At 47.2% G+C, this 12130-nt stretch carries 8 protein-coding genes; 4 read left to right on the top strand and 4 right to left on the bottom strand.

What is annotated here, in order from left to right; genetic code table 11:
* Positions 1–278: 278 nt before the first annotated feature.
* The 3 genes from speF to NE536_RS15900 all read left to right on the top strand — a co-directional run bounded on the left by speF (position 279) and on the right by NE536_RS15900 (position 5119).
* Positions 279–2441, top strand: coding sequence for an ornithine decarboxylase SpeF (speF, locus tag NE536_RS15910; protein WP_261273288.1), 2163 nt, complete (start codon positions 279–281; stop codon positions 2439–2441).
* A gap of 86 nt (positions 2442–2527) precedes the next feature.
* A complete protein-coding gene (potE, locus tag NE536_RS15905) occupies positions 2528–3847 on the top strand; it encodes a putrescine-ornithine antiporter (RefSeq protein ID WP_106649127.1) in 1320 nt (439 codons plus the stop codon).
* Positions 3848–3964: 117 nt separating this feature from the next.
* Positions 3965–5119: a porin gene (locus NE536_RS15900; protein WP_261273287.1), complete on the top strand. Its 1155-nt coding sequence runs from the start codon at positions 3965–3967 to the stop codon at positions 5117–5119.
* Positions 5120–5562: 443 nt separating this feature from the next.
* Here NE536_RS15900 and NE536_RS15895 read toward each other — a convergent pair whose 3' ends face one another.
* Positions 5563–6123: a gluconokinase gene (locus tag NE536_RS15895; protein ID WP_220776810.1), complete on the bottom strand. Its 561-nt coding sequence runs from the start codon at positions 6121–6123 to the stop codon at positions 5563–5565.
* Positions 6124–6208: 85 nt separating this feature from the next.
* On the opposite strand from NE536_RS15895, the gene gntU reads away from it, so the two are divergent.
* A complete protein-coding gene (gene gntU / locus NE536_RS15890; protein ID WP_006083518.1) occupies positions 6209–7552 on the top strand; it encodes a gluconate transporter in 1344 nt (447 codons plus the stop codon).
* Positions 7553–7626: 74 nt separating this feature from the next.
* Here the strand turns inward: gntU and gntR are convergent, their stop codons facing one another.
* From gntR to NE536_RS15875, 3 genes are all read right to left on the bottom strand, one after another.
* Positions 7627–8625, bottom strand: coding sequence for a gluconate operon transcriptional repressor GntR (gene gntR / locus NE536_RS15885; protein WP_261273286.1), 999 nt, complete (start codon positions 8623–8625; stop codon positions 7627–7629).
* Between the two features lie 402 nt (positions 8626–9027).
* Positions 9028–11469, bottom strand: coding sequence for a YgiQ family radical SAM protein (locus NE536_RS15880; protein ID WP_261273285.1), 2442 nt, complete (start codon positions 11467–11469; stop codon positions 9028–9030).
* 216 nt (positions 11470–11685) lie between these two features.
* Entirely contained in the window at positions 11686–12096 is a 411-nt protein-coding gene (locus NE536_RS15875) for an MAPEG family protein (protein WP_006084485.1), read from the bottom strand.
* Between the last annotated feature and the right edge of the window lie 34 nt (positions 12097–12130).

Here is a 12130-nt window from a genome sequence, read left to right as displayed (position 1 = left end):
ATTGCTCTAATTTTTGCAAACACTTAATGTACTGTCTTTTTTTTGGTTTATTAACTTGCGTCACTATCAAAGCATTCTTTTATCAGTGCAGTTTTACTGCGGCTAAGCTATTTGCACGTCAAATAAATATATTTTAGTTTATTTATTTCGCGACATTGGCATAACCACATCTAATTTGCACACGGAATAGCTATATCTAATTTTCATGCCATTAATGTTTTTAATTAGGTATAGGCACACTTGTATCTATTTTTTAAAAAGTAAAAGGGAAATTAACTATGAAATCATTAAAAGTAGCCGCTAGCTTATCTGTTAGATCTTGTTTCGATATCGACAGAGAAGTCGTCAATGTACTAACCACTGACTTTTGTGATGTGGGCGCGGCTGTAGTCTCTGTTGATGATGTTAGAAATGGTATTGTTGAAAAGATTAAAAACACCGGATTGAAACTACCGATATTCGTTTCAGTTTGCTGTGAAGAAACTTTCCCGGACGATGTTTGCTCATCGATTACTGGGGTATTTGAACTGTGCGGCGATAATACTGACTTCTACGGAAAACAGGTTGAAACGGCAGTCAATAAATATGAACAAGCACTATTACCGCCTTTCTTCGGCACCTTGAAAAAGTACGTTGAAATGGGTAATTCCACCTTTGCTTGCCCGGGTCATCAGGGCGGACAATTCTTCCGTAAGCATCCTGTGGGCCGTCAATTCTTCGACTTTTTTGGCGAAACGATTTTCCGCGCCGACATGTGTAATGCCGATGTCAAATTGGGTGATTTACTGATCCATGAAGGCGCACCACTCGATGCACAAAAATACGCAGCCAAAGTCTTTAATGCCGATAAAACCTATTTTGTACTTAACGGCACTTCATCCTCAAATAAAGTGGCGACTAATGCGCTATTAGCTAAGGGCGATCTCGTTTTATTCGACCGCAATAACCACAAATCAAACCACCATGGCGCGTTAATTCAAGCAGGTGCCACGCCGATTTATTTAGAAACCGCGCGTAACCCCTTCGGATTTATTGGCGGCATCGATGCCCATTGCTTCCAAGAATCCTATTTAAGAGAGCAAATTCGCGAAGTCGCCCCAGAAAGAGCCGATGAAAAACGCCCCTTCCGTTTAGCGATTATCCAACTCGGAACCTATGACGGCACTATCTACAATGCTCGACAAGTTATTGATCGTATTGGCCATCTTTGTGACTATGTCTTATTCGACTCGGCTTGGGTCGGTTATGAACAGTTCATCCCTATGATGAATGACTGCTCGCCACTCTTGCTCGAACTGACCGCCGAAGATCCCGGTATTATCGTGACTCAGTCGGTGCATAAACAACAGGCGGGTTTCTCGCAAACATCGCAAATCCATAAAAAAGACAAGCATATCAAAGGACAAGATAGATATTGTAACCATAAACGCTTCAACAACGCTTTTATGATGCATGCCTCTACTAGCCCCTTCTATCCATTATTTGCGGCGCTAGATGTGAACGCGAAAATGCACGAAGGCGCGAGTGGTCGTTATCTGTGGCGTGAAGCGGTAAAAGCGGGTATTGAAGCACGTAAGCTATTGCTCAAAAAGTGTAAATATATCAAACCATTCGTGCCAACAATGATCGACGGCCGTCTATGGCAAGACTATGAAACCGAACAAATGGCCGATGACTTACGTTTCTTCGAATTCGAACCCGGTCAGAAATGGCACTCCTTCGAAGGTTATGAAAAAGGCCAATACTTTGTTGACCCTTGTAAATTCCTATTAACGACACCCGGTATAGATGCAGAAACCGGTAAATATACCGAATTCGGTATTCCAGCAACTATTCTGGCTAACTTCTTACGGGAAAATAATATTATTCCTGAGAAGTGCGACTTGAATTCAATTTTATTCCTGATGACACCTGCAGAAGATATGGCCAAGATGCAACATCTGGTCTCGCAAATATCTCGTTTCGAGAAATTAGTCGATGAAGATGCGCCTTTATCTGAAGTATTACCTAACGTCTACAACGCGAATAAAGTACGTTATCAAGACTATACCATCCGCCAACTTTGCCAAGAAATGCACAATCTTTATGTCAGTCATGACGTAAAACAACTGCAGAAAGAAATGTTCCGTAAAGCGCATTTCCCAACCAAAGTGATGGACCCACAGGAAGCAAATCTAGAATTTATTCGTGGCAAAGTCGAACTCGTTCCGCTGTCGCAAATTGAGGGAAGAATTGCCGCAGAAGGCGCGCTTCCTTATCCACCAGGTGTGCTGTGTATGGTACCGGGTGAAATTTGGGGCGGTTCGGTGCAACGTTATTTCCTCGCTCTCGAAGAAGGTATCAACCTATTACCTGGATTCTCGCCAGAACTGCAAGGTGTTTATCTTGAAAATACCGCAGACGGCAAAATTCAAGCTATGGGATATGTATTAAATAAATAATGAAAACTGACTGCAGAGTTAATTAACCCCGCTCTGCAGTCAATTTCAAACCTCCTATAATAAGTCACCTAAATTAGGTTATTAATATGAGTAAATCAGCAAATAAAATTGGTGTAATCCAATTAACGATTATCACCATAGTCAACATGATGGGCTCAGGCATTATTATGCTGCCAACCCAACTCGCTCAAGTCGGTACCATTTCAATTTTATCTTGGCTAGTCACAGCGGCGGGTTCTACAGCCCTCGCGTTTGCTTTTGCCAAGTGCGGTATGTTCAGTAAGAAATCCGGCGGTATGGGCGGTTATGCTGAATATGCTTTCGGCCGCTCAGGCAACTTTATGGCCAACTATACCTATGCCGTCTCGCTGCTCATCGCCAACGTCGCGATTGCGATCTCGGCTGTGGGTTATGCCGCCGTATTGCTCGAAGTCAACTTAAGCCCTATGGCAATTTGTCTTGCGACCATTGGCGTACTTTGGCTAGCAACCGTTGCCAACTTTGGCGGTGCTCGCATCACGGGCCGTGTGAGTAGCGTGACGGTATGGGGGATCATTCTGCCCGTGATTGGCGTGTCGTTAATTGGTTGGTTCTGGTTCGACATCGACCTCTACAAAGGCGCATGGAACCCGCATGATATGCCATTCTTCAAAGCGTTAGGCGGTTCTATCGCGATGACTTTATGGGCATTCCTCGGTTTAGAATCGGCCTGCGCCAACTCAGAAGCCGTCGATAATCCAGAGAAAAACGTCCCTATCGCTGTGATGGGCGGTACCTTAGGTGCGGCGGTGATTTATATCGTCTCTACTAACGTGATTGCAGGTATCGTACCAAACGCTGAACTTGCCATGTCGAATGCGCCCTTCGGTTTAGCCTTCGCGCAAATGTTTAATCCTGTGGTCGGTAAAATCGTGATGGCCTGTGCCATTATCTCTTGTACTGGCTCACTTTTAGGTTGGCAGTTCACTATTGCCCAAGTGTTTAAAGCCTCTGCCGATGAAGGATTCTTCCCTAAAATCTTCTCTAAAGTCAGCAAAGCCGATGCGCCAATTTGGGGCATGACAATTATTGTTTCTATCCAAACCGTCCTTTCATTAATGACTATTAGTCCATCGCTAAGTAAGCAATTCGAAGCCTTAGTGAACCTCGCCGTTGTCACCAATATTGTGCCTTACATACTGTCGATGGCAGCCCTTGGGGTAATGCAAAAACAACTTAAAGTGCCTGCCCATAAGGCCCGTATTGCTAACGTAATTGCCGTGATCGGTGCTTTATATAGCTTCTATGCCCTGTATAGCTCAGGCGAAACCGCAGTAATGCTTGGCGCCATGGCCACCTTCTTCGGTTGGACTATCTTCGGTGTGATTTCCAACAAAGCAACGGTTAACGATACACGTCCAGCCTAAATCCGGCTAACGCACTATCAAAACGATTAACAACAGCATCTAAAAGAACAGTTACTCAGGGATCATAGGCTAAGCCTATGGTCCCCTGAAGAATACTTGCTCATTATCGGGGGATTTATGAATAAGACTTGTCTTGCTTTAGTGTTACCTATGCTATTAACAGCCACCAGCAGTCAGGCGGTTGAGCTTTATAAAGATCAAAAAAACACATTAGATTTAACCGGTTGGCTAGGGTTCGCAGCCCTGAATGACAGCCACGACACCTCAGTTATTGACGATTCTTCGCGCCTCAGATTTAGTTTCGAGCGCAGCGAAAGAAATGGCTGGACCGCCTTTGCTACCACGGAGTGGGGGATCAATATGGTCTCCAGCGACGATGGTCTAGTGATGCAAGGAGGCAAACTCGCCGCCGAAAAGACCGATGATTTTCTCTATAACCGCTTAGGTTATGTCGGCATGTCCCACGATGTCTGGGGGAGTTTGAGCTTTGGTAAACAATGGGGCGCCTATTACGATGTCGCCGGCACCACAGATTTACCTAACGTTTTCGCAGGTTACAGCGTTGGCGCTTACACCTTTGGCGATGGCGGCCTCACAGGTACTGGCCGTGCCGACTCCGCCTTTATTTACCGCAATAGTGTCGGCCCAGTGCAAATTGCCCTGCAATATGCCGCCAAAACCAATGGCGATGTCAGCTTAAAAAATGATGACGGCAGCGAAATGAGTAACTCTGAGCTGAGTTTCGACAGCAGTTACGGTGCCAGTATCATCTATTCAGCAACCGAAAAATTCAAGCTGCTCGCAGGCTTTAACCGCGGTGATTTTGAAGGCCACTTAGGCAATACTCAAGTCGACGAAACCAATGAAATTATTGGCATTGGTGCCATGTACGGTGACTACTATCACTATGCCGAAGGACGCGAAGCCAGCGGTCTCTATGTGGGTTTTAATGCTCATCAAAGCAAAAGCAATGAACTGGTCAACGGCGATCTCTACGACGCCACTGGTGCAGAGTTGATGACGGCCTATCAATTCGACAACGGTTTTGTGCCTATGCTCGTGCTCAGTTATTTAGATTTAGACACAGATGCAACTACGCCTATTCAAGGTAATTGGACCCGCCAATTTGCCATGCTGGGTCTGCACTATCGCTATAGCAAGGATACTGTGATGTTTGCTGAAATGAAGTTAGATTTCAGTGATATGGATGATGCCGCGCTTGAAGCGCAGGAAGACAACAGCTTCGCAGTCGGGATTAACTACTTCTTTTAAAGCTTAAGGAAATCTAGCCAAGGTGACGACAGCGCTTATTCGACTTTGACATTCCTTGGTCGTATATAGCAGGACTGTTTTGAATAACAGTCTTAAGTGGCTGTTTTAGTCACATGTTGAATTAAACCATGTTTTGCAGGACAGGCAGCTCGCGTCATCGCTCATATGCGTGGGCTTATTTGAGGCTGAGGTGCGGCGCACGTTCCGTCTACAACGCTCGCCGTAACACTCATTGGATGGTACCGCAGGCTTACCATTATCTCTACGCCACTCCAAGTCAGTTTCTGGAGTGGCTTTTTTCAATAAAGAACTGCCAGATCCACGTTTGCTACGAGCTTCAGCGGTACTTTAAATCCCGACGACTGTCGTTCAGCTCCCCTTCGCGTTAAAGACTAATCTGCAACAGATTGATAAAGCAGCCAAGCCTCGCGTTAAGAGCCTGCCTAGGCTTCGCCATTTATCGCATTGATACAGCGCTGTACCACCTCTTCAAAAGTACCGTCTATGCTCACTTGGATAACATCAGCTTCATCGGTGGCGGGCATTTCCAGCGTGTCGAACTGACTCTTGAGTAGTTCAATCGGCATGAAGTGGGCTTTTCTGGCAAACATGCGCTCTTTGACTAATTCAAAATCTCCGTACAGATGAATAAACACCAGCTTACTGTTGTTCTGACGGATCAAGTCACGATACTGGCGACGTAGCGCAGAGCAGACAATCACCCCCTGTTCACCTTTTTGTTCAATGCTATACACAGCATCGTTGATGCGCTCAAGCCAAGGTGCCCGATCGCTGTCATTGAGCGGTGAGCCAGATTTCATCTTGATGATATTGGCTCTAGGATGCAGATCATCACCATCAATAAATTTCGTCTCTAACGCGTTTGCAACCGCGGCACCTATCGAAGATTTGCCACAACTAGAGACGCCCATGAACACATAGCTATTGCCTTTTTTTCTCTCAGTCACTTTGTTAACCTCAAGCCCATTCTCGAATTTAGTCACTTCCCACTCTACCATATTACGGGTAACATGTTACCGGTAACCTACAAAAATGTGGACAACTTAACTAACAAGGAAAAGTCCTCTTATGTCTGATATGTCATTGATTCTGACAGCGCTGGGTTCAATCGCCCTGCTACTGTTCTTAGTGATGAAAGTGAGATTACATGCGGTGGTATCACTGATACTGGTGTCGATCATTGCCGGCCTTTTCTCTGGCATGAACCCAGCCGATATCACCAATACTATTCAACAAGGTATGGGGGGAACACTGGGCTTTGTTGCGGTAGTGGTCGCTTTGGGGGCGATGTTTGGTCGGGTCATGGAAGAGACTGGTGCACTAGATCAGATAGCCCATACACTGCTGAATAAATTTGGTAACGACAAAGCCCACTGGGCGATGACCTTTACTGGCTTTATCTGTGCGCTACCCCTCTTCTTCGACGTTGCTGTGGTGCTGCTGATTGGCATCGCCTTTGCCGTGGTTCGTAAAGGGGGTGGCAGCGTGGTTAAAATTGGTATTTCGTTGCTCGCGGGTATTGCCACCTGTCAGGCGTTTCTTATCCCCGCACCAGGGCCTATTTTGGTCGCTTCCCAGCTCAATGCCGACTTTGGCTACATGATAGTTTTTGGTCTATTGGCATCCATTCCTGCGATGATTCTTGGCGGCCCACTCTTTGCCAGTCTCATCTCGCAAAAAGTCCATGTTGAGCTACCAGCCCACGAACAGCAAGAGAAAGGCGAACGAGAAGGCGGACCTATCCCCTCATTCGCGTTATCAATCAGTATTGTGATTTTTCCACTGCTGCTTATCGGTTTGAAGACGGTGGTGTCGCGCTTTATTGATGAAAAATCCGATCTGCATAATTGGCTCGCCTTGATAGGTCACCCTTTCACCGCCATTCTGCTTGCCTGTTTAATCGCATTTTATGTGCTGGGCGTGAGACGTAACATTCCCAATGACCGCATCATGGAAATCTGTAGCAGTGCGCTCCAACCTGCGGGGGTCATTATTCTCGTCACCGGTGCTGGCGGAGTGTTCAAGCAAGTACTGATTGATTCGGGTGTCGGCGATGCGTTAGGGAATATGCTGGCAGGTTCGGGATTACCGATTGTGATACTGGCATTTATTTTGTCGGCTTCGGTGCGCGTGATCCAAGGGTCGGCAACCGTGGCCATGTTAACGGCTTGCGGCCTTATCATCCCGATACTTGAACCATTGAACTTAGATGGTGCTCAATTGGCGGCGATTACGATTGCCATTGGCGGTGGTTCGATTGTGCTCTCGCACGTTAATGACTCAGGCTTCTGGCTCGCCAACCGTTTTCTTGGATTGTCAGAAAAACAAACGCTGCAAACCTGGACGGTAATGGAAACCATTATTGGCACGACGGGCGGCATAGTTGCAGTCATCATCTCAGCGTTTCTCTAACGCAAGCCAGTGATCAAAAACATTAGGCATTAGGCATTAGGCATTAGCCGTTAAGCGAAAGATCGAGGGGAAGTCTACAATGTTTCCCCTAAATCAATACGATAGCCCAGATCGATAACCGATTCTGCTATCTCTTTGCCATTTAACCTATCTAATAGCTCAGTGGCAGCAATTCGACCGATCTCCTTTCTCGGGGTAATAATGCTCGCCAATTTTGGCGTCATGGATTGCCCTATATCATGGCCATGAAACCCTGCAACGCCTATTTGTTCTGGGATCTTGATGCCTTGTCTTTGGCACTCAAATATCACCCCCGCCGCTAAATCATCGTTGGTACAGAAAAAGCTATCCACATAGGGATATTTCGCTAAGGTTTGCTGCAATAACGACGCACCCAAGGAAAACGACGAGGCCTCATTGGTGGTCATCGCCAAAGGTGTGAGCTTGGCTTCCTGCATCGCTAACTCGTAGCCTCGCATCTTATGCTGAGTGCGAATATCCATGCGCGCGCCTAAGTAAGCAATGTGGCGATAGCCTTGTGCAATCATGGCCTTAACCATTTCGTATGCGGCAGCTGTGTTATCGAACCCCACACACTGTTGAATTGAAGGCGACACACTATCCATCATTTCAATGACCGGAATGCCCGCCGTTTCAATCATTCGCACGGTACGCGGCGTATGGTAACTTTCGGATAAAAGTAAGCCATCAATATTGTAAGAAAGCAGTGATGCCACCCGCTCTTCTTCTAATTCGGCCTGATATCCGTAGTGAGCCAGCATGGTTTGATAACCGCGTTTGCCAGTCACATTCTCGATACCGCGCAGCACTTCAGCAAACACTTGGTTGGTTAACGACGGCACTAACACGCCAATGGCGCGGCTGGTTGCTTGCGCCAAAATTTCCGGCGCGCGATTAGGAATATAACCTAAGGTTTCTAGTGCGATAGCTATCTTTTCTTGAGTGCTTTGCGCCACTCTTGTTGGATTTTTTAAATAGCGGCTCACCGTCATTTTGGTGATCCCAACTTGATCGGCAACGTCTTGAAGAGTGGGTCTACGCTTTTTATTCATAGTATCTAATGTTAGTTAACAAGCCGCGGGTATGGGTGAGATGTATAGCTAAAATATCGAATATAAACAAATAGTAGACATAAGCATCAGACGAGATTTTATAATAGTTCGCCCTGCGATACCAGTTAGGACTCTTTTATCGCAGCGCCGCTCATTGTAAGCATTCATCGGTAAAGATGATGAGGGGCTGATAACAAAAAGCTCAAGTGCTAGCCCGTATATGCATTAACCTATTTGAGACTGAGCTAAGGTAAATATACTGGCAAAATTGTGGCGAAATCAAAAAGGATAGTAAAAAGGATTGTAAAAAAGGAGAGTATCGCGGGATGATCATGCTAGCTAGGCCGCTCCAAACTTATGTCTGGAGCGGCCTTTGTATATTATTGTGATAGCTAAAAGTGATTACTTCGCCTGTTGGCGACCCTGAGAAGGCTTACCTGCAGGTTTACCACCACTTTTTGATGGACTTCCACCTTTAGCCTGAGAACCGCTTTTAGCTTGAGCACCTCCCGCCTTAAAACCAGACTGTCCGAAAGGCGCTTTCGCTCCCGGACGGCTCGAATGAGCTCCGCTGGGTTTAGAGCCAGTTGGCTTAGAACCGGCAGGCTTAGCGTCATTCGCTGCGGGTTTTCCACCTTTAGCGGCTGGTTTTGATTCAGCACCAACTTGAGCTTGCGCGCCGCCTTTAGCCGTACCTTTAGATTTGCCATCGCCCTTGCGGTCATCAAATTGATTACCCGAGAAGCGAGTAAAGGCTTTTTGGCCTTGGTTGGCATCTTTCATCCACTTAGGTCCGCGCTCATTTCGACCTTCTGGCGGCACTAATTGATGTGGGCTATTGCCGATCAAGTCTTCACGCCCCATGGCAGTTAACCCTTCACGGATCAATGGCCAACCCGCAGGATCGTGATAACGCAGCAATGCTTTGTGCAGACGACGTTGGCGCCCTTTCTTCGGCACTGATACCACTTCGCTGGTGTGCTTGACGTTTTTCAGCGAGTTTAACTCGGTATGATAAATCGTGGTCGCATTCGCCATCGGTGACGGATAGAAGTTCTGCACTTGGTCGAGCTTGAACTTACGTTCCTTCAACCACAGCGCTAAGTTCACCATGTCTTCGTCGGTCGTGCCCGGATGCGCCGAAATAAAGTAAGGGATCAGGAACTGCTCTTTGCCCGCTTCCTTCGAAAACTTGTCGAACAATTCTTTAAACTTATCGTAGGCGCCCATGCCGGGTTTCATCATCTTGCTGAGCGGACCTTCTTCGGTATGCTCAGGGGCGATTTTTAAGTAGCCGCCCACATGGTGCTGCACTAACTCTTTTACATAAGCCGGATCTTCGATCGCCAAGTCGTAACGCACGCCAGAGGCGATCAATACTTTCTTGATGCCAGGTACAGCACGCGCCGCGCGGTACAGGTCGATAGTGTGTTTATGATCTGTGCCTAAGTGGCCGCAAATCGATGGGAACACACAAGAAAGACGGCGACAGGTTTTTTCGGCCTTTTCGCTGGTACAACCTAAACGATACATGTTGGCGGTTGGGCCGCCTAAATCGGAAATAACCCCAGTAAAGCCTGGCACTTTTTCCTGAATATCTTTGATTTCTTTAACAATCGACTCTTGTGAACGACTCTGAATGATTCGGCCTTCATGCTCGGTAATCGAGCAGAAAGAACAGCCACCAAAGCAACCACGCATGATGTTGATAGACGTCTTGATCATGTCGTAGGCAGGGATTTTTTCCTTGCCATAGATAGGATGAGGAATGCGCTGATAGGGTAAATCGAATACCACATCCATCTCATCGGTATTGAGCGGCCATGCGGGCGGATTCACCCAAACGGCGCGGTCGCCATGGGGTTGAAATAACGCACGGGCACAACCTGGGTTTTGCTCTTGGTGCAAAATCCGTGAAGCATGGGCATATAAATATTTGTCTTCGGACACTTTTTCAAACGCTGGCAGCAGCACATAGGTTTTATCCCATGGCTTAGGTTTAGGCGGTTGAACGCTAATAGGCTTAGGGGCTTCGTTATCGAATATCTTCACATCCGACGGGCCGGACAAGTTAGCACAACCCACATCATCGGCGCCGTAAGGATTCGGCAGCGGCTCTATCTTGTGCAGTTGGTCAATCTTGCGCGAGTCCATACCGCGCCATTCGGGCAGCGGCTCTTTACGGATAACGGCTGTGCCACGCACATCGTGCAACGAGCTTATCGGTTCACCGGCAGCTAAGCGGCGTGCCACTTCGACTAAAGGACGCTCGGCGTTGCCGTACATCAAAATGTCGGCCTTGGCATCGAAAATCACACTGCGACGCACTTTGTCCGACCAATAATCGTAATGGGCGATGCGGCGTAAACTGGCTTCGATACCACCAATAATCACAGGCACATCTTTAAAGGCTTCTTTACAACGCTGGGTGTACACAGTCACGGCGCGATCTGGGCGCTTACCACCAATATCCCCCGCAGTATAAGCATCGTCGGAGCGTAAACGACGGTCAGCGGTGTAACGGTTGATCATCGAATCCATGTTGCCGGCGGTGACGCCAAAAAACAGGTTCGGGCGACCCAATTGCATAAAGGCGTCTTTGCTCGACCAATCAGGTTGGGAAATAATGCCGACTCGGTAACCTTGGGCCTCTAACATACGGCCGATCACTGCCATGCCAAAGCTTGGGTGATCCACATAAGCGTCGCCTGTGACTATGATAATGTCACAGCTATCCCAGCCAAGCTTATCCATCTCCTTGCGGGACATAGGTAAGAAAGGCGCAGTGCTGTCGCCTGTAGCCCAATACTTGGGATGACTAAAGAGTGTGGATTCAACTTGCATCGATTGTGACCCGAAAACGTAATGTCAAATAAAGGCGCCACTGAAAATAAGTTACGCCAATTTAGGGACGCGGAGTATAGCAGGCAATGGGGGATTAGTGCGATTAAAAAAACATCAATCAAGGCGTTTTTCAGGGTATTTGAGCCTTAAGCCTAATACCCCTAAATCCGCTATGGATATGGCTTGGGGCGGAATTGACCGCCCAAACCGACCAGCCTAGAGACCCTTTCCTAAACCTTGGGCAAAATGCAGCAAATTCACCAATGCAAGACTGATGATCACTAGCCAAGTGAGCAATACGCCCCAGAAACGTCCAAAATGATAACCCCCTTGGCCTTGGGTTAAGCCGATAGCATGGAGCAGGCGTGCCACTATCCACACAGTCCCAAAGCAGTGGAGATAAAATACGGGTAAGCCACCGGCTTCGGCCACCAGCATGAGAATCAATACGATAGGCGCATTTTCGATCAGGTTTACATGGACGCGATTCGCTAAGGCAAGCGCATTGTTACCGCCATCCCCTAGGCCAATCTTGTGACTTTTTCTGACCTTCACGACTCGATAGGCTAAAGCGACAATTAATAGCCCAGTGAGGCTAGCGTAAAGACCCGTTACCATCAAAGACATATCTATTTCCCCTTATCAAAAAGCTGACTATAGC

It is taken from the genome of Shewanella septentrionalis (assembly GCF_025370265.1).
GTDB lineage: Bacteria > Pseudomonadota > Gammaproteobacteria > Enterobacterales > Shewanellaceae > Shewanella > Shewanella hafniensis.
This window is presented reverse-complemented; position numbering and strand designations above follow the sequence as displayed.

Bases quoted from the DNA above. Each gene is read 5' to 3' on its own strand.
- NE536_RS15880 (WP_261273285.1), bottom strand. From the start codon at position 11,469: ATGCAAGTTGAATCCACACTCTTTAGTCATCCCAAGTATTGGGCTACA.
- gntU (WP_006083518.1), top strand. From the start codon at position 6,209: ATGTCTGATATGTCATTGATTCTGACAGCGCTGGGTTCAATCGCCCTG.
- potE (WP_106649127.1), top strand. From the start codon at position 2,528: ATGAGTAAATCAGCAAATAAAATTGGTGTAATCCAATTAACGATTATC.
- speF (WP_261273288.1), top strand. From the start codon at position 279: ATGAAATCATTAAAAGTAGCCGCTAGCTTATCTGTTAGATCTTGTTTC.
- NE536_RS15900 (WP_261273287.1), top strand. From the start codon at position 3,965: ATGAATAAGACTTGTCTTGCTTTAGTGTTACCTATGCTATTAACAGCC.
- gntR (WP_261273286.1), bottom strand. From the start codon at position 8,625: ATGAATAAAAAGCGTAGACCCACTCTTCAAGACGTTGCCGATCAAGTT.
- NE536_RS15875 (WP_006084485.1), bottom strand. From the start codon at position 12,096: ATGTCTTTGATGGTAACGGGTCTTTACGCTAGCCTCACTGGGCTATTA.